At 65.2% G+C, this 24,446-nt stretch carries 21 protein-coding genes; 14 read left to right on the forward strand and 7 right to left on the reverse strand.

Translation table 11 applies throughout. From position 1 onward, the window contains the following. Window positions 1–76 precede the first annotated feature (76 nt). Window positions 77–865 (reverse strand): methanethiol S-methyltransferase, encoded by a 789-nt coding sequence (mddA, locus tag QY049_RS14290; RefSeq protein WP_194478297.1) that lies wholly within the window; start codon window positions 863–865, stop codon window positions 77–79. A 133-nt stretch (window positions 866–998) separates the two neighbouring features. On the opposite strand from mddA, the gene QY049_RS14295 reads away from it, so the two are divergent. Then, a complete protein-coding gene (locus QY049_RS14295) occupies window positions 999–2,549 on the forward strand; it encodes a winged helix-turn-helix domain-containing tetratricopeptide repeat protein (protein WP_258764109.1) in 1,551 nt (516 codons plus the stop codon). Window positions 2,550–2,561: 12 nt separating this feature from the next. Here the strand turns inward: QY049_RS14295 and irr are convergent, their stop codons facing one another. The 4 genes from irr to QY049_RS14315 all read right to left on the reverse strand — a co-directional run bounded on the left by irr (window position 2,562) and on the right by QY049_RS14315 (window position 5,254). Further along, window positions 2,562–3,032 carry a Fur family transcriptional regulator Irr gene (gene irr, locus QY049_RS14300; RefSeq protein ID WP_301269545.1) on the reverse strand — a complete coding sequence of 157 codons (471 nt, stop codon included), beginning with the start codon at window positions 3,030–3,032 and terminating at the stop codon, window positions 2,562–2,564. Window positions 3,033–3,101: 69 nt separating this feature from the next. Continuing rightward, on the reverse strand, window positions 3,102–3,671 hold the full coding sequence (locus tag QY049_RS14305; protein ID WP_258764110.1) for a DUF2147 domain-containing protein: 570 nt from the start codon (window positions 3,669–3,671) through the stop codon (window positions 3,102–3,104). Between the two features lie 32 nt (window positions 3,672–3,703). Beyond that, window positions 3,704–4,366: a DUF3313 domain-containing protein gene (locus tag QY049_RS14310; RefSeq protein WP_194478301.1), complete on the reverse strand. Its 663-nt coding sequence runs from the start codon at window positions 4,364–4,366 to the stop codon at window positions 3,704–3,706. 249 nt (window positions 4,367–4,615) lie between these two features. Then, complete coding sequence (locus QY049_RS14315; RefSeq protein WP_258764111.1) at window positions 4,616–5,254, reverse strand: TetR/AcrR family transcriptional regulator; 639 nt, start codon at window positions 5,252–5,254, stop codon at window positions 4,616–4,618. 216 nt (window positions 5,255–5,470) lie between these two features. On the opposite strand from QY049_RS14315, the gene QY049_RS14320 reads away from it, so the two are divergent. The 7 genes from QY049_RS14320 (at window position 5,471) to QY049_RS14350 (ending at window position 12,228) form a co-directional block, all read left to right on the forward strand. Further along, window positions 5,471–7,021, forward strand: a complete 1,551-nt coding sequence (locus QY049_RS14320; RefSeq protein ID WP_258764112.1) for an ABC transporter substrate-binding protein — start codon at window positions 5,471–5,473, stop codon at window positions 7,019–7,021. A 201-nt stretch (window positions 7,022–7,222) separates the two neighbouring features. Continuing rightward, entirely contained in the window at window positions 7,223–8,194 is a 972-nt protein-coding gene (locus QY049_RS14325; RefSeq protein ID WP_258764113.1) for an ABC transporter permease, read from the forward strand. Continuing rightward, the gene (locus QY049_RS14330) at window positions 8,191–9,030 is read left to right on the forward strand and encodes an ABC transporter permease (RefSeq protein WP_258764114.1); all 840 of its coding nucleotides are present in this window, start codon (window positions 8,191–8,193) and stop codon (window positions 9,028–9,030) included. Before QY049_RS14325 ends, QY049_RS14330 begins: the two co-directional genes overlap by 4 nt. Before the next feature lie 2 nt (window positions 9,031–9,032). Further along, window positions 9,033–10,652, forward strand: coding sequence for an ABC transporter ATP-binding protein (locus tag QY049_RS14335; protein ID WP_258767082.1), 1,620 nt, complete (start codon window positions 9,033–9,035; stop codon window positions 10,650–10,652). A gap of 164 nt (window positions 10,653–10,816) precedes the next feature. Continuing rightward, window positions 10,817–10,981 carry a hypothetical protein gene (locus QY049_RS14340; protein ID WP_258764115.1) on the forward strand — a complete coding sequence of 55 codons (165 nt, stop codon included), beginning with the start codon at window positions 10,817–10,819 and terminating at the stop codon, window positions 10,979–10,981. Beyond that, on the forward strand, window positions 10,978–11,187 hold the full coding sequence (locus QY049_RS14345) for a hypothetical protein (protein ID WP_258764116.1): 210 nt from the start codon (window positions 10,978–10,980) through the stop codon (window positions 11,185–11,187). The genes QY049_RS14340 and QY049_RS14345 overlap by 4 nt, the downstream gene beginning before the upstream one ends. A 105-nt stretch (window positions 11,188–11,292) precedes the next feature. Then, window positions 11,293–12,228, forward strand: coding sequence for an AEC family transporter (locus QY049_RS14350; protein WP_258764117.1), 936 nt, complete (start codon window positions 11,293–11,295; stop codon window positions 12,226–12,228). Window positions 12,229–12,268: 40 nt separating this feature from the next. On the opposite strand, the gene QY049_RS14355 is transcribed toward QY049_RS14350, so the two are convergent. Beyond that, window positions 12,269–12,556, reverse strand: coding sequence for a hypothetical protein (locus QY049_RS14355; RefSeq protein WP_194478309.1), 288 nt, complete (start codon window positions 12,554–12,556; stop codon window positions 12,269–12,271). 98 nt (window positions 12,557–12,654) lie between these two features. Between QY049_RS14355 and QY049_RS14360 the strand changes: the two genes are divergently transcribed. From QY049_RS14360 to QY049_RS14385, 6 genes are all read left to right on the forward strand, one after another. Continuing rightward, a complete protein-coding gene (locus QY049_RS14360) occupies window positions 12,655–13,365 on the forward strand; it encodes a hypothetical protein (protein ID WP_258764118.1) in 711 nt (236 codons plus the stop codon). 222 nt (window positions 13,366–13,587) lie between these two features. After that, window positions 13,588–14,307 carry an outer membrane protein gene (locus QY049_RS14365; RefSeq protein WP_194478312.1) on the forward strand — a complete coding sequence of 240 codons (720 nt, stop codon included), beginning with the start codon at window positions 13,588–13,590 and terminating at the stop codon, window positions 14,305–14,307. Window positions 14,308–14,472: 165 nt separating this feature from the next. Continuing rightward, on the forward strand, window positions 14,473–16,626 hold the full coding sequence (locus tag QY049_RS14370; RefSeq protein WP_258764121.1) for a methyl-accepting chemotaxis protein: 2,154 nt from the start codon (window positions 14,473–14,475) through the stop codon (window positions 16,624–16,626). A 128-nt stretch (window positions 16,627–16,754) separates the two neighbouring features. Further along, window positions 16,755–17,816 carry an MBL fold metallo-hydrolase gene (locus tag QY049_RS14375; protein ID WP_194478314.1) on the forward strand — a complete coding sequence of 354 codons (1,062 nt, stop codon included), beginning with the start codon at window positions 16,755–16,757 and terminating at the stop codon, window positions 17,814–17,816. A 214-nt stretch (window positions 17,817–18,030) separates the two neighbouring features. Beyond that, window positions 18,031–19,260 (forward strand): 5-aminolevulinate synthase, encoded by a 1,230-nt coding sequence (gene hemA / locus QY049_RS14380; RefSeq protein WP_258764123.1) that lies wholly within the window; start codon window positions 18,031–18,033, stop codon window positions 19,258–19,260. A gap of 195 nt (window positions 19,261–19,455) precedes the next feature. After that, entirely contained in the window at window positions 19,456–22,965 is a 3,510-nt protein-coding gene (locus tag QY049_RS14385) for a PAS domain-containing hybrid sensor histidine kinase/response regulator (RefSeq protein WP_301269546.1), read from the forward strand. Window positions 22,966–22,985: 20 nt separating this feature from the next. Here QY049_RS14385 and QY049_RS14390 read toward each other — a convergent pair whose 3' ends face one another. Then, a complete protein-coding gene (locus tag QY049_RS14390; RefSeq protein ID WP_301269547.1) occupies window positions 22,986–24,017 on the reverse strand; it encodes an alpha/beta fold hydrolase in 1,032 nt (343 codons plus the stop codon). Window positions 24,018–24,446: the final 429 nt, after the last annotated feature.

Here is a 24,446-nt window from a genome sequence, read left to right on the forward strand (position 1 = left end):
TTAGAATTGTTGGGTTGCAAATGAAGCCCCGCCACGCATCCTCCGTTCGGCGGATGCGCGGCAGAGGATGCGACGGCTAGACTGACCGGCGCCAGGGAATAAGCATCGACACCCGTTGCTTGTACTGCCGATATTCGTCACCGAAAAGATCGACGAGATCGTGCTCCTCCAGGGCGATACCGACGAAGATGTAGGCGGTGGTCACGGCCGCAAACAGCAGATGGCCCGCGGTCATGGTCGGTGCCGCCCAGAAGGCGATGATGAAGCCGAGATAGATCGGATGACGGACGAATTTGTAGAGCAGCGGCGTCTTGAACCGCGGCGGCTCGACCTGCTTGCCGACGAGATGGTTGGTCACCTGATGCAGTCCGAACAATTCGAAATGATTGATGATGAAGGTCGAGGTGAACACCAGCACCCAGCCCGCGAAGGACAGCGTGACCAGTGTCACGGCAAGATCGGGGTCACCCGCGTCCCATACGACCGTCGGCATCGGACGCCACTGCCAGAACAGGAGGAGCAATGACAGGCTCGCGAACAGCACATAGGTCGAGCGTTCGACCGGCTTGGGGACGAACTGCGTCCACCATGCCTTGAAGCGCTGGCGCGCCATCACACTGTGTTGAACGGCGAACAGCGTCATCAGCAGCAGGTTGATGATCACTGCTTCGGCGGTCGGCGTGTCGGCTCCGGTGTCGATGGTCTTCGGCACCACCAACCCCATCACAAAGCCGATGGCATAGAGAATGGTGACGAAGAACACGAGATACGCCGCAATTCCGTAAAGAAAGGCGATGAACTTGAAAATGCGCGAGCCCGCAATCTCCGGGCTGATGGAATGAACCTGATGATCGATTTGGGTCATAGAAAGCTCCGTTGTGCCGAGGCATCGGCACTTGTTGGTCTCTGCACCATGCCGGACCGGACGGCTGAAGACTTTCGCGGACGGTTGATTTTCGCCTGAGACGACTTTGATTTTTGCTTGAGACGACAGAAACGTGCGATTTCTCTTTGAAAACAACGTGCTCGACGGCGACCGGCGCGAACTGACCTGCGCCGGGACGACCGTGCCGCTGCAGCCGCAGGTGTTCGATCTGCTGCTTTACCTCGTCGCGGAGCGCGCTCGCGTCGTCAGCAAGGACGACCTGATCAGCCGGATCTGGAGCGACCGCATCGTCTCGGATTCGGCACTGAACAGCCGAATCAATGCCGCGCGCAAGGCGCTCGGGGACGACGGCACGACGCAGCGGCTGATCAAGACGATCCCGCGCAAGGGGTTTCGTTTCGTCGGCGACGTCAGGGCGGAAGCGGCAGCAAAGCCTGCGCCGGCCGAAGCCGCCCTCAGTTCCCCACGCGTCGTGGCGGACCGTCCCGGCATTGCCGTGCTCGCCTTCGAGAACATGAGCGGCGATCCCGCCCAGGACTATTTCGGCGACGGCATCAGCGAGGACATCCTCACCGCGCTGTCGAAGCAGCGCTGGTTCATCGTGATCGCCCGCAACTCGTCCTTCACCTACAAGGGGCGCGCGGTACACATCAAGCAGATCGCCGAGGAACTCGGCGTCCGCTACGTCGTCGAGGGCAGCGTGCGCAAGGTGGACAACCGCGTGCGCATCACCGCACAGCTCAACGACGCCACCACCGGCGGTCATCTCTGGGCCGAGCGCTACGACCGCGAGCTGGTCGATGTGTTCGCCGTGCAGGACGAGATCACCGAGCGGATCGTCGCGGCGATCGAGCCGCAGATCCACGCCGCGGAGAATTTTCGCACGCATCGCAAGCCCCCGGCGAGCCTCGATGCCTGGGACCTCCTGATGCAGGCGCTCTCGCATTACTGGCGGATCACGCCGCAGGATCACGCCGTCGCGCAAAAGTTGCTCGAGCGTGCGATCGGGATCGATCCGGACTACGGCCAGGCGCTGGCGGTGCTGGCGGCGAGCCACATGTTCGGCGTGCATCTGGGCTGGGCCGAACTTGCCACCACCGCGCCGATCGCCGAGAACGCAGCGCTCGCCGCGATGCGCTGCGACCACGAGAATGCCTGGGCCCATGCCGCACTCGGCAGCGTCTGCTTCTCGACGAGCCGGCTTGCGGAGGCACTGTCCGAGTTCGAACAGGCGCTCGCGCTCAATCCGAACTTTTCGCTGGCGCAGGGATATTATGCGCTGGCGCTGTCCTATGCCGGGCGATCCGGCGATTCTTTCGAGGCGGCTCAGAAGGCGATCAGGCTCTCGCCGCGCGATCCGTCGCTGGCAATCTACTACGGCATCGCAGGCTATGCCCGCTTCACCGAGCGGCGCTATGACGAGGCCATCGCGCTGGCGCGCGAGGCGATCCGCCATCGCGGCGATCTCACCGGCGCCTATCGCGTGCTCGCCGTTTCCGCCGGCATGACCGGCGACAGCGCGCTCGCGGACATGGCACTGGGCGAACTCCGCCGCACCCAGCCGAACATCTCACTGGATTGGATCGCGACTCAGCTGCCTTGGGTGAAAGATGCCGATCGCGAGCACTATCTGGAGGGATTTCGGCGCGCGGGATTGAGCTGATCGGTGCTGCAGCTACGGCCGCTTCCGGCGCAGATGGACAATGACGTCGAGCCGCTCGATCTCGTGGCCTGGGAGTGGATCCGGCAACTTGCTGAAGGCAAGGCCGCCGGCAACGTCGACCAGCGCATCCTCGCCCTCCAGATAGAAGTGCGGATGGACCGATGTGTCGGTGTCGAAGAACGACTTGATGCCGTCGGCCGCGATCCGGCGCAACAGGCCGGCTTCGGTGAACTGGTTCAACGTATTGTAGACGGTGGCAAGCGACAGCCGCAGATTTGCAGCCGTGGCCTCCTCATGGAGACCTTCAGCCGTGACATGCCGGTGGTCGCCCAGCAGCAGCATCTTGCCCAGCGCCAGGCGCTGCCGCGTCACCCGCATGCCCGCATCGGCAAGGACTTGCGCGCAACGTACGGCCGCCTCGCCCGCGACCGGCACGGCGAGATCGTCCAAGTCCGTTTCACGAAGGCCCGAGCTAACGTCCATCGTATAATCAGATCGCAGAAGCGACGGCCCGACTTTGATCGGGATCAAATTTGCGGCAACAGGCGCAACCTACTTCGCCTTGACCTGCGTTGGCTTCGGCGGCGGCACCTGCACCCATTCCTTGTCGGCGCGGGGGCCATTGAGATCGCCGGTGAGGCCGATGAGCTGTCCGGGCTGGACGTCGAGGGTCTGCTGCCAGGTCTGGGTCTGGCACAGAAACTTGATCAGGCACCCCTTGAGCTTGAGACGGTCTGCGGATTCGCGCCACAGCGAGACCGAGTAGGATTTGCCGTCTTCGGCATTGTAGATGTCACCGGCGAACCGGCCCTCAGGCGTCGCCTGCAAGCCCATGATCAACTGGTGGCCGAGCAGCGGGCGGGCGCGCTTGTCGGCATCGGGGTTTTCCCTGTCGCGAAGAGGCTGGCCGCGCTTGTCGGCCGGCTCCTTCATCCAGACGATGAAGCCGCAGATGCGATCGCGCGACGGACCGCAGCGCTCCAGCCTGATGCGGGCGCGGCCGTCCTCGACGAGCCAGGTGCCGCTGGGATCGGCGGGCGCAGCGGCGCCTGCACGACCGCCGAAGGCCATCATCGCGATGGTGATGGCGACGCGCAGCACGAAGCGAAGGAGAATGTTCATCAGCGGCACCTGTCGTTGAATGGGTTGTGGGGTCAGTTCAGCTGCGCCATCAGCGCATCGGCGCCCTTGTCGACGCCGGCATAGGCGGCCGCGAGCGCACCGACGCTCGCCTCGATGTCGTAGGCGCCGGGGTATTGCTTGGTGACGTAGGCGGAGAGCAGCCGCGCGGTGGAAGCGTCGAAGATCTCGACGCCGTAGATCACCGAGCCGGTCAACATGCCCTCGCCGCCGCGCGCGGCCTGCACGCCGTTGTAGACCGCGCCGGCCATGTCGAAGCGGGAGAGCGTGCCGAGCACCGGCGTGTTGGTCACGGCGCCGGTGAGCGTGAGCCGGATTCGCAGCGTCTCGGGTCCACGCTCGCGCACGAGGCTGAAGCGGCTGCGCAACCGCTCGGCGAAGCGGCTCTGCATGTAGGCGGCGAGCAACGCCTTGTCCTTGTCGGACATGCCGCCGAACTGGTGATCCCTGCCGCGATAGATCACGACAGGCTCGAGGATCACCTTGCGATACCCGCGCCAGTCGACCGAGGTGGAATAGCGGTAGGGCACGCGGCCGGACGCGTCGGACTTGTCGGGCGCCATGTAGGCGGAGGACGCCATCTCCGAATAGGGCACGGGCGCAACCGAGGCGCAGCCGGCCAGCGCGGCGCCAAGCAACAGCATTCCCAGACCGCGCAGGGCGATCGAGCGATCCATTCCAGAACTCCTCTTGCGGCTGTTCGAAAGGCAAAGGCGACCGCAGCCGCGTGCGGGACCAGACGCGGCTGCGGCGCTCACCATTGCCAGCCCAAGGCACCGTCCGGGGCCATGTCAGACGCCTTGGGCCGCCTCAGTGTTTCGGTTTATAAAACCGACTAGTTGGTTTGTAAATAGCAAAAACGACGCTCCGGCACGTTTGACCGCAGGCGCGACTTTGGGCAGCGGCAGGACTTCGTTAGCGATGTCTCAGGCGCGCTTGCGGGGGCTTGCAGCCTTTGCCGCCGATGATGCGCCGGATTTGGCAGGACGCTTCGCGGCCGGCTGTTCGAGGCCGGTCCACTGCGCGTCGTCGGCCAGACGCGCGAACAGCCGCTGGTGCTCCTCCTTGCCGAGCGGCGACATGCCGAACAACGAGCTCAGCAGCAATCCCATCGCGCCAGCCCAGCGCAGCATCGCGAGGTCGGGATCGGCTGCCTCTTGCCTGATCGCTGCCATGCGCTCCATTTCGCGCCCGCGCGGCAGCGCCATCAGGCTGGGGTTTTCAACCATGGCTGCGACCAGCGCCAGCGCAGCGGAATTCGGCGATGTCGCCGCTTCTCGAATCGTGGCGAGTTGAGTCGCCAGATTGGGATTGGCGGAGTTGGTGCCCACCTTCGCCATATAGGCTGTCGAGAATTCCTCGAAATGCGCCATCTGCCGCTCGAGCAGCGCCTTCAGCACCGCTTCCTTGGTGCGGAACTGGTGCATCACGCCGCCCTTGCTCAGCCCGCTCTCGCGCGCGATCGCATCGAGCGTCAGCCGGCCGGGCCCGTCGCGCGCGATGATCGCGATGGCTGCTTCGAGCGCAGCATTGCGGGATCGTTCGGAGCGTGTGGCATTGTCCATGGGCCGACTTGTCTCCGTGACACGACAATGAATCAAGTGAAAACAGGACGCGCTGTACATTTTTTGTGCGAACAGTGTCGAGACTTTCATCTTGCGGCGCGGAACGGGACCGTGTGAGCCTCGCGCCCGGATGGGGACTGGGATGGGCCGCCGTCGCTTCGCGCGCGAGGACGTCGCGAAGCGTTCACGGCCGGTCGCGCTTGAGAAAGATACGACATGTCGAAACGAGTGTTGCTTGGTCTCCTCCTCGCTTGCGGCCTCACGGCCTCGGCGCTGGCGCAAGAGCCGAAGACGGGAGGCGTGATCAATGCGGTGATCCAGCCCGAGCCGCCCGGCCTGATGCTTGCGATGATTCAGAACGGTCCGACCCAGATGGTGTCGGGCAACATCTTCGAAGGCCTGCTGCGTTACAGCCCCAAGCTCGAGCCGCAGCCGCAACTCGCCGAAAGCTGGAGCGTCAGCGAGGACGCCAAGACCTACACCTTCAAGCTCCGGAAGGGCGTCACCTGGCATGACGGCAAGCCTTTCACCTCCGCCGACGTGCTGTTCTCGATCGAGATGCTGAAGCAGACCCACGCCCGCGCCCGCACCAACCTCGCGCAGGTCGACAAGGTCGAGGCGCCCGACGACTACACGGTCGTGTTCACGCTGAAGCAGCCGTTCGGCCCGTTCCTCGGCATTTTCGAGGTCGGTTCGATGCCGATGGTGCCGAAGCATCTGTATGAAGGCACCGACTGGAAGACCAATCCCTACAACAATGCGCCTGTCGGCACCGGCCCCTTCATGTTCAAGGAATGGCAGAAGGGCTCGTTCATCCGGCTGGTCAAGAACCCGAACTACTACGAGAAGGGCAAGCCCTATATCGACGAGATCTACTGGCAGATCATCCCCGACGCAGCCGCGCGCTCGGTGGCCTACGAGACCGGCAAGGTCGACGTGCTGCCCGGCGGCTCGGTCGAGAACTTCGACGTGCCGCGCCTGTCCAAGCTGAAGGACACCTGCGTCACCGGCGCCGGCTGGGAGTTCTTCTCGCCGCTGGCCTGGCTGTGGCTGAACAACCGTCAGGGTCCGCTCGCGGACAAGCGGGTGCGGCAGGCGGTCATGTACGCGATCGATCGCGACTTCGCCAAGGACGTGATCTGGAACGGGCTCGGCAAGATTGCGACCGGCCCCTCGTCCTCGGCCATCAAATACTACACCGACGACGTGAAAAAATATCCTTACGATCCGGCCAAGGCGAAGGCGCTGCTGAAGGAAGCCGGCTACAAGGGCGAGAAGATCCGTCTGCTGCCACTTGCCTATGGCGAGACCTGGCAGCGCTGGGGCGAAGCCGTGAAGCAGAACCTCATCGACGTCGGCATGAACATCGAGACCGTCTCGACCGACGTCGCCGGAGGTAACCAGAAGATCGGCGACTGGGACTACGACATCGCCTTCACCTATCTCTACCAGTACGGCGATCCCGCGCTCGGCGTCGGCCGCAACTACATCTCCAGCAACATCGCCAAGGGCCAGGTCTTCAACAACGTCGAGGGCTACTCCAACCCCGAGATCGACAAGCTGTTCGCCGACGGTGCGGTCGCAACGCCCGACTCCAAGCGCAAGGAGATCTACGAGAAGGCGCAGAAGATCCTGGTCGAGGACGTGCCGGTGGCCTGGATGCTCGAGCTGCAATTCCCGACCATCATGCGCTGCAAGGTCAAGAACCTGATCACCACGGCGATCGGGGTCAATGACGGCTTCAAGGACGCATGGATCGACAAGTGAGTTGTGATTCTCGATCAAGCGGCAACGACTATGTACCTCTCCCGCTCGCGGGGGAGGTCGGCGCGAAGCGCCGGGTGGGGGCTCCCTCCACTCGGGGTCCTTCGCCGCGGAAGCCCCCCCACCCCGGCCCTCCCCCGCGAGCGGGAGAGGGGGCGCACCGTCGCCGCGGCGACATTCTCGCAAGCCTGATTCAGTTCTAAAATGCTCTCCTTCGTCGCTCAGCGTGTCGTCAAGGGCGTGATCGTCCTGCTTGCGATCGTCGTCCTCAATTTCTTCCTGATCCGGCTTGCGCCCGGCGATCCCGCGGTCGTGATGGCGGGCGAGGCCGGCGCCAGCGACCAGGTCTTCGTGCAGCAGCTCCGCAAAAAATTCGGCCTCGACAAGCCGCTGCCCGAGCAGCTCTTCATCTACGTCAAGGGCATCGCAACCCTCGACCTCGGCTTCTCCTTCCGCCAGCAGGCCCCGGTCGCAAGGCTGATCGCGGAACGACTGCCGGCCACGCTGCTGCTCACGCTCACCGCATTTGCCATCTCGCTCGCGCTGGGCGTTCTCTTCGGCACGTTCGCCGCGCGCTTCGCCGGGACCTTCCTCGACACCGGCATCACGATCTTCGCGCTGATCTTCTACGCCATGCCGATCTTCTGGGTGGCGTTGATGGGAATCCTGCTGTTCTCGGTCACCGTCGATTGGCTGCCGAGCTTCGGCTACGAGACGGTCGGCGCCAACCTCACCGGCTTTGCCCATGCCGTCGACGTCGCAAAGCACCTGATCATGCCGGCGATGACGCTCGGCCTGTTCTTCATGGCGACCTACACCCGCATGACGCGCGCCTCGATGCTCGAGGTGAAACGGCTCGACTTCGTCAAGACCGCGCGCGCCAAGGGCCTCTCGGACGCCGTGATCCAGCGCCGCCACGTGCTGCGCAACGCGCTGCTACCCGTGGTGACGCTCGCCGGCGTTCATGCCGGCACGCTGATCGGCGGCGCCGTCATCACCGAGACCGTGTTCGCCTGGCCCGGCATAGGGCGGCTGATGTACGACGCGCTGCTCCAGCGCGACTACAATCTGCTACTCGGCGTCTTCGTGACCTGCTCGGTCATGGTCCTCATCTTCAACCTCATCACCGACCTGGTCTATCGCCTGGTCGACCCGCGCATCGAATTCGCCGCATGAAACAATTCTGGAAGGCGATGCTCAAGAGTCCGAGCGGCGTCATCGGCCTCGTCATCCTGCTGCTCGCGATCTCGGTCGCGGTGTTCGGGCCGCTGCTGTTTCCGAACTCGCCCTGGCGCATGGTGCAGCGGCCGTTCCTGCCGCCCTTCACGCTGTCGACCGTGCCGCTCGGCACCGACGCACTCGGCCGCGACGTGTTCGCCGGCATGATCTTTGGCGCCCGCGTGTCGCTGCTGGTCGGCCTCGTCTCGACGCTGGTGGCGCTCCTTGTCGGCGTCCCGATCGGCGCAATGGCCGGCTATTTCGGCGGCAAGGTCGACGATGCCCTGATGCGCTTCACCGAATTCTTCCAGACCATTCCGAGCTTCGCGCTCGCGATCGTGCTGGTCGCGATCCTGCAGCCCTCGATCTATTCGATCGTGGCCTCGATCGCGGTGGTGAGCTGGCCGCCGGTCGCGCGTCTCGTCCGCGGCGAGGTGCTGTCGCTGCGCACGCGCGAATATGTCCAGGCTGCCGTCGTCACCGGCCAGAGCAACAGCTGGATCATCCTGCGCGAGATCCTGCCCAATGCGCTGTCGCCGGTGATCGTGCTGGCCTCGCTGATGGTGGCGACCGCGATCCTGCTGGAGTCTTCGCTGTCCTTCCTTGGGCTTGGCGATCCCAACCTGATCTCCTGGGGCTACATGGTCGGCGCCGGCCGCACGGTGATCCGCCAGGCCTGGTGGATCACCGTGTTTCCCGGTGTCGCCATCCTGATCTCGGTGCTGGGGCTGAACCTGATCGGCGAAGGTCTCAACGACGCGCTCAATCCGCGCCTGTCGCGGGAAGGACGCTGATGATGACCGCCCTGCCCGCCGTCTCCATCAAAAATTTGCGGATCGCACTGCCCAAGGGCGCCGAGCGGCCATTCGCCGTCGACGGCGTTTCGCTGGACTTGAGGCCCGGCAGGATCGTCTGCGTGGTCGGCGAATCCGGCTCCGGCAAGTCGATGTGCGCGCATGCGCTGATGGGCCTGCTGCCGGACACGGTCTCGGTCACGTCAGGCCAGATCCAGTTCGAAGGCCGCGACCTGCTCGAGCTCGACGATGACGGCTGGCGTGACCTGCGCGGCCGCCGTCTCGCGATGATCTTTCAGGAGCCGATGACGGCGCTCAATCCGCTGATGCGGATCGGCGATCAGATGGCGGAGATGTTCGAGGCGCACGGCCTGCTGACGCCCAGGGAACGGCGCGCGAAGGCGCTGTCGCTGGCGCGCGAGGTCGGCTTGCCCGACCCCGAGCGCATCGTGCGCGCCTATCCGCACCAGCTCTCCGGCGGCCAGCGCCAGCGCGCCATGATCGCGATGGCGCTCGCGCTCGAACCGGCCGTGCTGGTCGCGGACGAGCCGACCACCGCGCTCGACGTCACCACGCAGGCGCAGATCCTGAAGCTGATCCGCAACCTCCAGCGCAACCGCAACATGGCGGTGATGTTCATCACCCATGACTTTGGCGTGGTCGCAGATATCGCCGACCAGGTCGTGGTGCTCCGTCATGGCAAGGTCGTCGAGGAGGGCCCCGCTGCGACCGTGTTCAACGAACCGCAGCACGACTACACCAAGGCGCTGCTCGCTGCCGTGCCATCGATGCACCCGCCGGCGCGCGCGCCTCTTGATGACCAGGCCAGAGCGGTCGAGGTGATCGGGCTGGACAAGACTTACGTCACCTCGGGCGGCTGGTTTCGCGAAGACCGCCGTGTCGATGCCGCGCGCGCAGTGAACTTCAACATCCTCAAGGGTGAGACGCTCGGCCTCGTCGGCGAGTCCGGATCGGGCAAATCGTCGGTGGCACGGCTGGTGATGCGGCTGATCGAAGCCGACCGCGGCACGGTGCGAATCGGCGACACCGACCTGACGCAGCTCTCGGGCAAGGCGCTGCGCGCCGAGCGCCATCGCATCCAGATGATCTTTCAGGATCCGTTCGCCTCGCTCAATCCGCGGCGCAAGATCGGCCACATCATCGCCGACGGTCCGATCGCGGCCGGCACCGATCCGAAAGTCGCGTTCGACCGCGCCCGCGATCTCCTCAAGATGGTCGGCCTGGATGCCGGCGCGCTCGAACGCTACCCGCATGAATTCTCCGGCGGCCAGCGCCAGCGCATCGGGATTGCGCGCGCGCTCGCGCTCGAGCCGGAGATCATCGTCGCGGACGAGGCCGTCTCCGCGCTCGACGTCTCGGTGCAGGCGCAGGTGCTCAAGCTGCTCGAGGACCTCAAGGCGCGGCTCGGCCTCTCGATGCTGTTCATCACCCACGATCTTCGCGTCGCCGCGCAAATCTGCGACCGCATCGCGGTGATGCAGCGCGGCGCCATCGTCGAGCTGAAGCCGACGGCGCAGCTCTTCGCGGCGCCGGAGCACGCATATACGCGCGAGCTGCTTGCGGCGGTGCCGGGGCAGAAGGAAGGTGCGCCTGCGGCGTAAAGCGGTTCCGCTTGGTATCCCGGTCCGCTTAGGAACGGATCGGTCACGGGCTTTTTATCTGATGTGACCGCCTGCACGGCTGCAACGATGAAGCCGGCACCCCACATCCGCATGAAATGATTCCCATCATCTGATGACGGATCGAACATCGATTGGAGGCCGACATGGGCCAGATCATTCAGTTTGTCTCGAAACCCGAGCGCGAGCGTCTTCGCCTCATCCAGGAAGCGCGCGCGATCTACGACAGCATCTTCCCGCCGACTGATGCGGCCGGCGAGCAATCGAGCGCAACCAACGGGCGCCAGAGCGACCGGGGCAACCTCGCATGATCAAGATCATCGCGGTGCTTTGCAGTCTCGCCTCTCCGTCCAATTGCCACGAGCAGCTCGTCACCAGCTCCGACTTTGAGCAGGTCTCGGTGCAGTCCTGCATGATGGGCGCGCCACAGCTCGCCGAATGGATGAACCAGCATCCGGCCGAGCGTCTGGCGGCCTGGCGCTGCGTGATCGGCCAGCAGACCGGCCGGGGAATTTAGCGGCGCAAGGCCGCCCATTCGGGGGCGGCGCGGTCCGGTTGAACCGTGACGAGCAGGCATCGCCAAGCTAGAGTGGCGAACTTGCTTGGCAGAGGGGCACACCGGATGGAGGTCGCCAGCCTCGTTCTTCCCGTCTTCGCGATCATCGTCACCGGGTGGCTCGCCGGGGCATCAGGCTATCTCTCACGCTCGCTCGCCGATGCGCTGGTGCATTTCGCCTACAACGTCGCGATGCCCGCGCTGCTGATCGTCACGATCGCGCAGGAGCCGGCTCGCAATCTCCTGGAATGGCGTTTCCTGCTCGCCTTCGGCGGCGGCTCCCTCATCTGCTTCGCGCTGGTCTTCCTGGCGGTCCGCGCGGGCGGGCAACGCGACCTCGCCAGCAGCACGATCCACGGCATGGCGGCGGCGATGACCAATACCGGCTTCGTGGCGCTGCCGATCCTTCACGCGATCTACGGCCAGCCCGCCGTTCTGCCGGCCGCGGTGGCGACGGTGTTCGTCGCCGCCGTGATGTTTCCGATCACGGTCATCCTGCTGGAACGGGATGCGCACGGACCTGCGCAGTCGGCCGGCCTGGCGAAGCAGATCCTGCTCAATCCGATGGTGCTGTCGACGCTCATCGGCCTCGTCTGGGCGATCACCGGCCTGCCGATGCCGGCCGCCGTCGCAGGCTATCTGAACATGATCGCCGCGGCGCTCACGCCTTGCGCGCTGTTTGCCATCGGGCTCGGCCTGTCGGTCGACGGCCTGCGATCCAGTCTCGGGACGTCGTTCGGGCTCGCCGCCGTGAAGCTGGTGGTGATGCCGCTGATCGTCTACGGCCTCTGCGTGATATCAGGCCTCAATCCGCTCTACACCGTCGCCGCCGTCATCTGCGCGGCCGTGCCGACGGCGAAGACCGTCTACGTGCTGGCGCACGAGCACAAGGTCGAGGAGAAGCTGGTTGCGGCCACGGTCTCGGTCACGACGATGCTCTCGGTCGCGACCCTGCTGGTCGCGCTCTATCTGCTGTCGGGCCTCGCGACGAGCACGCGCTAGCCGCGTTGGAAGGCCGGGCATGGCGCAGTCGCGCTGGATCTCACTTGGGATTGGTATTGCTCCAGGTCGGGACCGAATTGGTCACGCCGACCGACGGCCAATTATATGTTCCGATCGATGGCGCCGTGACCGTGCCGACCGTCGATCCTGACGATCCGTAAGTCGGCCTCGGCTGTGTCGCGGTTAAGCCGGAGCTTCCGTACGACGGGGCGAGCACGCCCGTGCTGTGGGATCTGTGCGACCTCGACTTTTTCGCTTCCGCCGCAAAAGGCGCCAGGGCCAATCCGGTCGTGACGAGCGCGGCAAAGATGAACCTGGTCGTTGTCATCGCTGATCACCTCATTCGAGGCGGGCCTGTTCTCTCATGTGGTCATCCGCCCGAGAATTCCCATAGGCCCCCGTTCGTAACGCCCTGGAGGTGGAAATGTGCCGGAGCACGACCTGCCCGTGCCCGATGCGCCCGCGATCGAAGCCGACTGTCCCGAAACCGGACCCGCCATTCGCGTTCGCTTAACCCTGTCGGCGGATGGCAGGGTAAACGGACGCCATCCGGATACCTTGCGCGATCTGCCGCAACCATTGCTTACCCTTCCGCTCTCTACCGTCTCAGGTGGAGGGGTGGTTCCAGATGACGACGATCGAGTTGCCCGCGGCCTCGCCGCCTCAAGCCGCTGCGCCTGCGCGGATCCGAATCCTCTGCGTCCTCTTCTTTTTCTCCGGCTTCCCGGCGCTGATCTACACGTGCTGTCATCGCCACAGGAACAACCCGAATCAGGTCTAGCGCGTTCCGCTTACCGCATTTTCGGAACGAACAGCATGACCGGCCCCGAACTGAAGCAACTCCGCGACGACCTCTCCGAAGCCATCGAGCGAAAGCTCACCGCGGCAGACATGGCGAAGCTGTGCGCATTGCCTGAGCCGGGCGGCGCCGACACGATCCGGCGCTGGGAAGTACGTGGCCCGACGCTCGCCGCGACCAAGGTGCTGCGCGTGCTGGCGATGGCGAGCGAGCGCTATCCGATCCTGGAGAAGTTCGACATCTTCGATCGCCATGACGTGCGCGAGGAAGACCGGCCCGCCAAGCGCGCCGCCTTCCGCGCGCAGATGCGCGACGAGGTGCGGCGGCGTCTTGGTTAACGAGACGCGCGCGCGAGTTACCGGAAACCTCGCGAATTAAGCCTTCCTTCACCACTTCTTAAGCCGGCATTAAGCACGAAAATCATTTGCAGCCCAATAAGTTAGGTTGGGCACCGATGTGCCACGGATGTGACAGCATTTTCGTCGAAAGCGAGCTATCTGCAAAACCAACGCGGCGCGGACAGCGCGCCTGCCGGGGACCTTAGTGTTGGAGTTAGGACGATGAAGAAGATTCTGTTTGCAACCGTTGCGCTGCTCGTGGTGGGCGCAGCCGCCCCGGCGATCGGTGCCGATCTCGGCGCCCGCCCCTATTACAACAAGGCGCCGGCCTATGCCGCGCCGATCTACAACTGGACCGGCTTCTATATCGGCGCGCATCTCGGCGGCGCGTTCTCCAGCGACAACAATTTCAGCGGCCTCTCCACCGGCAACAACGGCAACGGCCGCTTCCTCGGCGGCTTGCAGGCTGGTGCAGACTGGCAGTTCCACCCGAACTTCGTGCTCGGCGCCGAGGCCCAGTATTCCTGGCTCTCCGGCAGTGTCGGCGCGGTGTTCCCGGGCGGCACCTACACCAACGACCAGCGCGGCCTCGGCTCGATCACCGGCCGCGTCGGCTACACCTGGGGTCCGGGCCTGGTCTACGTGAAGGGCGGCTACGCCTATTCGGACAACAACGAGAAGGTCACCGTCGGCGGCGTGCCGGCCGCCTTCATCATCGATGGCGATCATCGCAACGGCTACACCGTCGGCGCCGGTCTCGAATACATGTTCGCGCCGAACTGGTCGGCCAAGGCCGAGTACCAGTACTACAATTTCGGCGACGCGCACTTCACTGCGGGTCCGCTGGTCGGCACCGGCAACTTCACCACCGACGACCACACCTTCAAGGCCGGCGTCAACTACCGCTTCAACTGGGCCACCCCGGTCGCCGCGCGCTACTGATCGCGCCTAGAACTTTCGTCGCTATCAAGGGCCGGCAGACTTGCCGGCCCTTTTGTTTTTCGTCCCGCGGAACTGCCAAGCACTTGTGCAACTTGCGATTTTTTAACCCGCACCAAGGATACTCCGCAGCGAAAATACAAGATTACGGGTGTGGGGGAATTTTCGATGGCGATCCGTCTGGGTGTTGGCCGTGTCCTTGGCCGTCTCAAGCCTCGTTTCAAAATGCCGAAATGGGGCCTGCGCGGCAGCCTGTTCGCGGCCTTCGCCGTGATCGCGGGCATGGGCCTCGTCATCGCCGGCGGCGCCGGCTTCGTGTTCAGGCATCTCGGTTCGACCATGATGGATCTGAGCGGCCGCGACATCCCGCGCCTGTCCGCCAGCCTTCAGCTCGCCTCGCAGAGCGCGACGCTCGCAGCGCAGGGACCGGGCCTGCTTGCTTCTCCAAGCGACGATGCGTTGAACGAGCGCACCAAGAACGTGAAGGACATCCAGCAGCTGGCGATGGCCAAGCTCGGCGAGATCATCGAGCTCGGCGCCGACCAGCAGACCGCGAGCGCGCTGCGCGACACCGCCAAGAGCATCGACGATGCCACGCAGAGCCTGGTCTCCGCGGCCCGCGAACGGCTCGACACCGGCGCGCTGCACGAGAAGCAGTATGAAGCGCTGCGCAAGGCGCAGATCGCGTTCGTCGGCGCCGCCGGCCCCGCGATGCTGGACGCACAGACGCGCCTGAACGCGATCCTCGGTTCGGCCGAAGTGTCGGCCGATGATGCCACCGAAGCCGCTCGCACCGTCGCCCAGATCTCGACGATCTCCGCCAATGGCAATCTGATGGCCGCCGACATGATGGCGGCACTCTCGGCCAACGGCAGCGACACGCTGGAGGCGATCGAGAAGGAATTCAAGACGACCCGCGACCGCGTCAAGTCCAACCTCGAGGACCTCCCGAACTTTACCTCGATGCAGGCGGTGCGCGACTCCGTTCAGAAGCTGTTTGTCTTCGGCGAGGGCAAGACCGGCGTGTTCAAGATCCGCCAGAAGGAGCTCGACTCCATCGACTATGGCCAGACCATCCTGGACGAGACCCGCAAGCTCAACGTCGGCCTCGGCATCAGCGTGCAGGCGCTCGTCGACGGCGTGCAGAAGGAGACCGACGCGTCGACCTTCCAGGCGCGCCAGGAAATCTCGCTCGCCACGACCGCAATGCTGGGCCTGGGCGGCCTGATGCTGATCGGCTCGGCCCTGTTCGTCTGGCTCTATGTCGGCCGCAACATCCTGCGCCGCATCCGCGAGCTTCAGCGCGCCATGCAGCTGCTCTCGGCCGGCGACCTCGACACCGAGATCGTCCGCTCGCGCCAGAACGACGAGATCGGCGCGATGAAGGAAACGCTGACGGTGTTCCGCGACAGCATGATCGAGGCCCGTGCGCTGGCAGGCGAGCAGGACAAGGATCGTGTCGCCAAGGCCGAGCGTGCCGCTCACATGGAAGCGAAGATTGCGGAGTTCGAGGGCACGGTGCGCACCGCGCTCGACAATCTCGCCCAGTCGGCCAATTCGATGCAGTCGACCGCGCAGAGCATGTCGACCACCGCGGACCAGTCCAACGCGCTGGTGAACGCGGTCGCCTCCGCCGCGGAGGAGACCTCGGTCAACGTGCAGACCGTGTCCTCGGGCACCGAGCAGCTGTCGTCCTCGATCGAGGAGATCAGCAAGCAGGTCGTCACTTCGGCTGCGATCGCCAAGAAGGCGGTCGATGAGGCCGGTGCCACCGATACGACGGTGCAGAGCCTTGCCGACAGTGCAAGCCGCATCAGCGTCGTGGTCGACCTGATCCAGACGATTGCCTCGCAAACCAATCTGCTCGCGCTCAACGCCACCATCGAGGCGGCGCGTGCGGGCGAAGCCGGCCGCGGCTTTGCGGTGGTCGCGTCCGAGGTGAAGAGCCTTGCGAGCCAGACCGCGAAGGCGACGGAGGAGATCCGCACCCAGATCGCCAGCATGCAGCAGGTCACGACCTCGGCTGTCGGCGCCATCCAGGGCATCGGCCGGATCATCGGCGAGATCAACGACGTCACTACGACCATTGCGGCTGCGGTCGAGGAACAGGGCGCGGCCACCCGCGAGATCGCCCGCAACATCCAGCATGCGGCCGGAGGCACCAGCGAGGTCTCCAGCAACATCGTCGGCGTCTCCACGGCTTCGGCCGAAGCCGGCGCTGCGGCGAGCGAGGTGCTCGGCGCCTCCGATGCGCTCCGCCGCGAGGCCGACATGCTGCGCGGAGAGATCGACGCGTTCCTCAACAACATGCGGGCGGCGTAAGCCGCTCTCCCGCGGCCCGGATCGAGTAATCCGGGCTGCGGAAAACCGCCCGGAATGACCGCTATGCGGGCTCGCCGCGCGTCCTTTTTCGGCTGGCGCGGCGCCCGCGGTGGGTTTAAGCGGGTAGCATGAACGCAAAAACCGACACCGTGCAGTCCTCGGCCGAGGCCCTGCGCTATCCCTGGGACCAGCATCCCGGCCCCGAAGAGGTCGTGGAGGTGCGACCCGGCGTGTTGTGGGCGCGGCTGAAGCTGCCGTTCCGCCTCAACCACGTGAACATCTACCTGCTCGCCGACGGCGACGGCTACGCGATGGTCGATGCCGGCTTCGGCAATGAAGAGACGATCGAGGCCTGGACCAGGCTGTTCGAAGGGCCGCTGAAGGGCGTCAACATCACGCGCCTGATCGTCACGCATTCGCACCCCGACCATGTCGGTCTCGCCGGCTGGATCGTCGAGCGGTTCAAATGCCCGCTGGTGATGTCGCAGGTCGAATATCTGCAATCGGTCTATCACCAGAACCGCGGCACCGAGGAGCGGCGCGAGGCGCAGCGGCTGTTCTTCCGCCGCCACGGCATGGACGAGTCGCTCACCGAAAAGCTGCTTGGCCGCGGTCAGGATTATCTCAAGCGCGTCTCGGTGCTGCCGCCGTCCTACCGCCGCATCTCGCATGGCGACGAGGTCGTGATCGGCACGCGCCGCTTCAAGGTGATCACCGGCGGCGGACATGCGCTCGACCAGGTGATGCTGTATTGCGCCGACGACAAGCTGTTCCTCTCCGCCGACCAGGTGCTGAGCAAGATCTCGCCCAACGTCAGCGTGTGGGCGGTCGAGCCCGACCAGAACTCGCTCGGCGAATATCTGGCATCGCTCGCGAGCCTCACCACCACACTGCCGTATGATTTGCTGGTGCTGCCGGGCCACGGCGTGCCGTTCTACGGTCTGAAGACCCGCATCAAGCAGCTCGCCGACCATCACGAGGAGCGCTGCCGCCTGATCGCGGAAGCCTGCCGCGAGGTGCCGCAGACCTCGCGCGCGCTGGTGCCTGTCGTCTTCAACAAGCACGTGCTCGACGAGCACCAGATGGGCTTTGCCGCCGGCGAGCTCGTCGCCCACGTCAACTACATGATCGTCGAGGGCCGCCTGACGTCCGAGACGAAGGACGGCGTGCTTCAGTTCAGGACGACGTGAGCGCAAAGGCCGGCGGGACTGGCCTCGCATCGATGGTGCAGAGCAGCATAATAAGTCGCGTGGACTTGATCGGGATCAACTTTCAATTCGCACGATAGGGCATTTTGCCCAAATGCCCCTCACGGCCAAATGTGGGATAGCGCATAGACATTGGAGCTGGAAAAGCTCTAAGGATATCGCGCCCTTTTGGTCAGTTCCGTCTCAGGTTGCACCGATGGATTACGCTGAATTCTTCAATTCCGCCCTCGATCGCCTCCACACCGAGCGTCGCTATCGCGTGTTCGCCGATCTGGAGCGCACGGCCGGCCGGTTCCCGCACGCGGTCTGGCACTCGCCGAAGGGCAAGCGCGACGTCGTGATCTGGTGCTCCAACGATTACCTCGGCATGGGCCAGCACCCCAAGGTGGTCGGCGCCATGGTCGAGACCGCGACCCGCGTCGGCACCGGCGCAGGCGGTACCCGCAACATCGCCGGCACGCATCATCCGCTGGTGCAACTCGAGGCCGAGCTCGCCGACCTCCACGGCAAGGAAGCCGCACTGCTGTTCACCTCGGGCTACGTCTCGAACCAGACCGGCATCGCGACCATCGCAAAACTCATTCCGAACTGCCTGATCCTGTCGGACGAGCTCAACCACAATTCGATGATCGAGGGCATCCGCCAGTCCGGCTGCGAGCGCGTCGTGTTCCGCCACAACGATCTGGCCGATCTCGAAGCGAAGTTGAAGGAAGCAGGTCCGAACCGGCCGAAGCTGATCGCCTGCGAGAGCCTCTATTCCATGGACGGCGACGTCGCACCGCTTGCCAGGATTTGCGATCTCGCTGAAAAATACAATGCGATGACCTATGTCGACGAGGTCCATGCCGTCGGCATGTACGGCCCACGTGGCGGCGGCATCGCCGAGCGTGACGGCGTCATGCATCGCATCGACATTCTCGAGGGCACGCTGGCGAAGGCGTTCGGCTGCCTCGGCGGCTACATTGCCGGCAACGGCCATATCATCGACGCGGTGCGTTCCTACGCGCCGGGCTTCATCTTCACCACCGCGCTGCCGCCGGCGATCTGCTCGGCCGCGACCGCCGCGATCAAGCATCTGAAGACCTCGAGCTGGGAGCGCGAGCGTCACCAGGACCGCGCCGCCCGCACCAAGGCGATCCTCAACGCCGCCGGCCTGCCTGTCATGTCGAACGACACCCACATCGTGCCGCTGTTCGTCGGCGATCCCGAGAAGTGCAAGCAGGCCTCGGATATGCTGCTCGAGGAGCACGGCATCTACATCCAGCCGATCAACTATCCGACCGTCGCCAAGGGCACCGAGCGCCTGCGCATCACGCCCTCGCCCTATCACGACGACGGCCTGATCGATCAGCTCGCCGAAGCGCTGTTGCAGGTCTGGGACCGCCTCGGCCTGCCCTTGCGCGAGAAGTCGCTGGCGGCGGAGTGATCTGCCGTCCTGGTGAAAGCCAGGACGACGTTGGGGTCCGCACCTTAACGACAACCCCAGTTCCCGCCTGCGCCTGGCATTTCGCTGTCGCCTCCACCCGGCCAACGCGCTAGATTTGCTGGGAAAATGACAGCGGGCGAGGCCCGCGCCTTCGGAAGACGGGCGCTGCCGCGCCATGGGAGAAGCACGCTCGCCATGATGCACGATTGGGGCGTGATCGCCGCCGCCTTCGGCTATATCGGCTTTCTGTTCCTGGTGGCGAGCCATGGCGACCGCCGCTCGCCGGCCCGACACGGCCGCGCGGCCGGGCTGATCTATCCGCTGTCGCTGGCGATCTACTGCACGTCCTGGACCTTCTTCGGCTCGGTCGGCTTCGCCACCCGCACCTCGACCGACTTCCTCGCGATCTATGTCGGCCCGATCCTGATGATCGGGCTCGGCGCCGGCGTGCTCCGCCGCGTGATCCAGCTTGCCAAGGCGCACAACATCACCTCGATCGCCGATTTCATCGGCGCGCGCTACGGCAAGAGCCAGGCGGTGGCGGCAACGGTGGCGCTGATCGCGATCATCGGCTCGGTGCCCTACATCGCACTCCAGCTCAAGGCCGTCGCCTCCTCGCTCGAGGTCATCCTGAGCGAGGACCAGGCGTTCTCCCACATCCCGATCCTCGGCGACATTGCGCTGATGGTGACGCTGGCGATGGCGGCCTTCGCGGTGCTGTTCGGCACGCGGCAGACCGATGCCACCGAGCACCAGCACGGCCTGATGCTCGCGGTCGCGACCGAGTCCATCATCAAGCTGACGGCCTTCCTCACCGTCGGCATCTTCGTCACCTTCTGGATGTTCTCGCCGCACGAATTGATCGAGCGCGCGATGAAGACGCCGGAGGCGGTGCGCGCCATCGACTATTCGCCGTCGATCGGCAACTTCCTGACCATGACGCTGCTGTCGCTGTGCGCGATCATGCTGTTGCCGCGGCAGTTTCACGTCAGCGTCGTGGAGAATTCCTCGGACGCCGAGGTCAGCCGGGCACGCTGGATGTTCCCGCTGTATCTCGTCGCCATCAATTTGTTCGTGATCCCGATCGCGCTCGCCGGCCTCATCACGTTCCCGTTCGGCGCGGTCGATCCCGACATGTACGTGCTGGCCCTGCCGATGGAGGGCGGCGCCGGACTTCTCAGCGTCGCCGTCTTCGTCGGCGGCCTGTCGGCGGCGACCGCGATGGTGATCGTCGAATGCGTCGCGCTCTCCATCATGGTCTCGAACGATCTCGTGGTGCCGCTGGTGCTGCAGCGACGGCCCGAGAGGCGCAGTGGAACCACCGACTTCGGCGACTTCCTGCTGCGCTCGCGGCGGCTTGCCATCTTCGCCATCATGGTGATGGCCTATTTCTACTATCGCGCGCTCGGCAACACCCAGCTCGCGGCGATCGGCCTGTTGTCCTTTGCCGCCATCGCCCAGCTCGCGCCGAGCTTCTTCGGCGGACTGCTGTGGCGGCGCGCAACCGCGCGCGGCGCCATCGGCGGCATGCTGGTCGGCTTCGCGGTGTGGCTCTACACGCTGTTCATACCGAGCTTCATGGATTCCTCGACGGCAGGGATCCTGCTGCTCCAGCATGGCCCGTTCGGGATCGAGGCGCTGCGGCCGCAGGCGCTGTTCGGCGCCGACCTGCCGCCGCTGATGCACGGCGTCGTCTGGTCGCTCTCGCTCAACGTCCTCACTTACGTGCTGCTGTCGCTGGCGCGGCAGCCCTCGTCCATCGAGCTGGTGCAGGCCGATCTGTTCGTGCCCAACACGCTCGCCCCGATCGCCCCGAACTTCCGCCGCTGGCGCACCACCATCACGGTGCACGACATCCAGACCACGGTCGCGCAATATCTCGGACCCGATCGCGCCCGGCATTCGTTCGAGGCGTTCTCGGCTCGGCGCAACATGCGGCTGGAATCCGGAGCGCCGGCCGATTTCGAGCTGCTGCAGCACGCCGAGCACCTGATCGCCTCGTCGATCGGGGCGGCCTCCTCGCGCCTCGTGATGTCGCTGCTGCTGCGCAAGCGCACGGTCTCCGCGAAGGCCGCGCTGAAGCTGCTCGACGATTCCCATGCCGCGCTGCATTTCAACCGCGAGATCCTCCAGACCGCGCTCAACCATGTGCGCCAGGGCATCGCGGTATTCGACGCCGATCTGCAGCTGATCTGCTCCAACCGGCAGTTCGGCGACCTGCTCAACGTACCCCCGCATTTCATCCAGTTCGGCACGCCGCTGCGCGAGATCCTGGAATTCATGGGCGTGAGCGATCCCGCCGGAAAGAGTGACCGCGAGGCGATGATCGAGCAGCGGCTCGTGGCCTACACCACCGACAGCGAGCCCTATCTCGAACGCCTGCCGGAACGGCACATGGTGATCGAGGTGCTCACCAACCGCATGCCCGGCGGCGGCTTCGTCATCACCTTCACCGACGTGACGCCGACCTTCGAGGCGGCGGAAGCGCTGGAGCGCGCCAACGCGACGCTGGAAAAGCGCGTGCGCGACCGCACCGAAGAACTGACCCGGCTGAACTCGGAGCTGGCGCTGGCCAAGAGCAGCGCGGAGGACGCCAGCATCTCCAAGACGCGCTTCCTTGCGGCCGCCAGCCACGACATTCTCCAGCCGCTCAACGCGGCGCGGCTCTACGTCACGAGTCTCGTCGAACGCCAGCACAATGGCGAGGAGACGCGGCTGGTCGAGAACATCGACGAATCGCTGCAGGCGATCGAGGAAATCCTCGGTGCGCTGCTCGACATCTCCCGGCTCGATGCCGGCGCGATGGCAACCTCGATCTCGAGCTTCAAGATGGCCGATCTGATGCGCTCGCTGGAGATCGAATTCGCGCCGATCGCGCGCGCCAAGGGCCTCGACCTCACCTTCGTGCCCTGCTCGCTGCCGGTCGAGTCGGACCGGCTGCTGCTGCGGCGGCTGCTGCAGAACCTGATCTCCAACGCGATCAAGTACACGCCGCGCGGGCGCGTGCTGGTCGGCTGCCGCCGGCACGGGGCGGCGCTCGGGATCTGCGTCTACGACACCGGCGTCGGCATCCCCGCGGTCAAGCGCGGCGAGATCTTCAAGGAATTCCACCGCCTCGAACAGGGCGCGCGGATCGCGCGCGGGCTGGGTCTGGGGCTCTCGATCGTCGAGCGGCTGGCGCGGGTGCTCAAACATGACATCGCCATCGACGCCAATGCCGGCGGCGGCTCGCTGTTCTCCGTGACGGTCCCGACCGCGAAGGCCGTGACGCTGACCGCGGCGGTGACCAGTGCAACGCCGCTGGCGCGCACCTCGATCACCGGCGCGCTGATCGTCTGCATCGAGAACGACGCCGCGATCCTCGACGGCATGCGGACGCTGCTCAAGGCCTGGGACGCCGAGGTGATCGCGGTCACCGACCCCGAAGGCGCGATATCGGCGATCGAAGCCGCCGGCCGGCGCGTGACCGGGTTGCTCGTCGACTATCATCTCGATCGCGGCAACGGTATCGCTGCCATCCGCGAGATTCGCCGCCGCTTCGGCGACGACATCCCCGCGATCCTGATTACCGCCGATCGCAGCCCCGCCGTGCAAACGGCTGCCCGCGACGAGAAGATCGCCGTGCTGAACAAGCCGGTGAAGCCGGCTTCGCTGCGCGCCCTGCTCGGACAATGGCGGACGCAGCAGATGGTGGCGGCGGAATAGCAAGCCGCCGCCGGGAATTCTCAGGCGCCCCCGTCGGCATCGATGACGGCCTTGGCAAAGGCCTGCGGCGCCTCCTGCGGCAGGTTGTGACCGATGCCGCCCGTGACCAGGCGATGGTCGTAGCGGCCGGAGAACTTCTTGGCGTAGGCGCCGGGATCTGGGTGCGGCGCGCCGTTGGCATCGCCTTCCATCGTGATCGCTGGCACGCTGATGATCGGAGCAGCCGCGAGCTTGTTTTCGATGTCCTCGTACTTCGCCTCGCCCTTGGCGAGCCCGAGCCGCCAGCGGTAATTGTGGATCGAGATTGCGACGTGATCCTTGTTCTCGAAGGCCTTCGCACTGCGATCGAAGGTGGCGTCGTCGAACTTCCACTGCGGCGAAGCCAGCTTCCAGATCAGCTTGGCGAAATCATGCGTGTACTTCTCGTAGCCGGCGCGGCCGCGCTCGGTCGCGAAGTAGAACTGATACCACCATTGCAGTTCGGCCGCCGGCGGCAGCGGCGCACTTCCCGCAGCCTGGCTGGAGATCAGATAGCCGCTGACCGACACCAGCGCGCGGCAGCGCTCCGGCCACAGCGCCGCGATGATATCGGCGGTGCGCGCGCCCCAGTCGAAACCGGCAACAACGGCCTTCTTGATCTCGAGCGCATCCATCAGCGCGACGATGTCGACGGCCAGCGCCGCCGGCTCCCCGTTGCGCAGCGTCTCGCCGGAGAGGAAGTTCGTCGAGCCGTAACCGCGCAAATAGGGGATGATGACGCGATAGCCGGACCGCGCCAGGATCGGCGCGACGTCGACGAAGCTGTGAATGTCGTAGGGCCAGCCGTGGAGCAGGATCGCGACCGGGCCGGTCGCGGGGCCGGCTTCGGCGTAACCGACATCAAGCACGCCGGCCTTGATCTGCTTGATCGTGCCGAAGGAGGCCTTCGTCGCCGGGGATGCCGAGGCTGCGGCTTCGGCGTGCGCGAGGTCGATCGAACCAAGGCCGACGGTGGCGACCCCGGCGGCGATGCCGAGGAAGCGGCGGCGATGCTGGTCGATAATCTGTTTCATCTCTTGGTGCCTTGTTGATGATCGTCCGAGTCGTCAGGTCAGACCGACACAGGCGTGGCTCGGTTGGGCTCTTCGTGCCGTCACGCAGCTGACTATCAGCGCCTGCCCTGAAAGGCTCGTTTGGACTTGTGAGAAGTTGTGAGGCCGGCATGGCATCCGCTTGCGGGGATCTGCAAGCAGGGCTTGCTTAGGACTTCTGGAACCCGGATCAACGCACTCTCCTGTGAGATTGACGGGCCATGGCCTTCAAGAACTCGTCATTGCGGGAGTATGAGGACGCAGCCTCGCTGTTTCAGTTCGCTACTTGCAGACATACCTTCGCCTTCCCGCGGCGCGTTTCGCCCGGGGGTTGCTGTTCGCTTCACGCCCTCAAAACAAAGGGCGCAGGGAAGGCCGGGTGCCGGCCGGCACCCACGGTCCGCTGTGCGC

This window comes from Bradyrhizobium sp. WYCCWR 13022 (assembly GCF_030435535.1).
GTDB lineage: Bacteria > Pseudomonadota > Alphaproteobacteria > Rhizobiales > Xanthobacteraceae > Bradyrhizobium.

Coding starts and splice junctions, on each gene's coding strand:
- QY049_RS14325 (WP_258764113.1), top strand. CDS start 7,223: ATGCTCTCCTTCGTCGCTCAGCGTGTCGTCAAGGGCGTGATCGTCCTG.
- QY049_RS14365 (WP_194478312.1), top strand. CDS start 13,588: ATGAAGAAGATTCTGTTTGCAACCGTTGCGCTGCTCGTGGTGGGCGCA.
- QY049_RS14310 (WP_194478301.1), bottom strand. CDS start 4,366: ATGGATCGCTCGATCGCCCTGCGCGGTCTGGGAATGCTGTTGCTTGGC.
- QY049_RS14305 (WP_258764110.1), bottom strand. CDS start 3,671: ATGAACATTCTCCTTCGCTTCGTGCTGCGCGTCGCCATCACCATCGCG.
- QY049_RS14345 (WP_258764116.1), top strand. CDS start 10,978: ATGATCAAGATCATCGCGGTGCTTTGCAGTCTCGCCTCTCCGTCCAAT.
- QY049_RS14350 (WP_258764117.1), top strand. CDS start 11,293: ATGGAGGTCGCCAGCCTCGTTCTTCCCGTCTTCGCGATCATCGTCACC.
- QY049_RS14355 (WP_194478309.1), bottom strand. CDS start 12,556: ATGACAACGACCAGGTTCATCTTTGCCGCGCTCGTCACGACCGGATTG.
- QY049_RS14385 (WP_301269546.1), top strand. CDS start 19,456: ATGATGCACGATTGGGGCGTGATCGCCGCCGCCTTCGGCTATATCGGC.
- QY049_RS14315 (WP_258764111.1), bottom strand. CDS start 5,254: ATGGACAATGCCACACGCTCCGAACGATCCCGCAATGCTGCGCTCGAA.
- mddA (WP_194478297.1), bottom strand. CDS start 865: ATGACCCAAATCGATCATCAGGTTCATTCCATCAGCCCGGAGATTGCG.
- QY049_RS14375 (WP_194478314.1), top strand. CDS start 16,755: ATGAACGCAAAAACCGACACCGTGCAGTCCTCGGCCGAGGCCCTGCGC.
- QY049_RS14340 (WP_258764115.1), top strand. CDS start 10,817: ATGGGCCAGATCATTCAGTTTGTCTCGAAACCCGAGCGCGAGCGTCTT.
- QY049_RS14390 (WP_301269547.1), bottom strand. CDS start 24,017: ATGAAACAGATTATCGACCAGCATCGCCGCCGCTTCCTCGGCATCGCC.
- irr (WP_301269545.1), bottom strand. CDS start 3,032: ATGGACGTTAGCTCGGGCCTTCGTGAAACGGACTTGGACGATCTCGCC.
- QY049_RS14370 (WP_258764121.1), top strand. CDS start 14,473: ATGGCGATCCGTCTGGGTGTTGGCCGTGTCCTTGGCCGTCTCAAGCCT.
- QY049_RS14330 (WP_258764114.1), top strand. CDS start 8,191: ATGAAACAATTCTGGAAGGCGATGCTCAAGAGTCCGAGCGGCGTCATC.
- QY049_RS14335 (WP_258767082.1), top strand. CDS start 9,033: ATGACCGCCCTGCCCGCCGTCTCCATCAAAAATTTGCGGATCGCACTG.
- QY049_RS14320 (WP_258764112.1), top strand. CDS start 5,471: ATGTCGAAACGAGTGTTGCTTGGTCTCCTCCTCGCTTGCGGCCTCACG.
- hemA (WP_258764123.1), top strand. CDS start 18,031: ATGGATTACGCTGAATTCTTCAATTCCGCCCTCGATCGCCTCCACACC.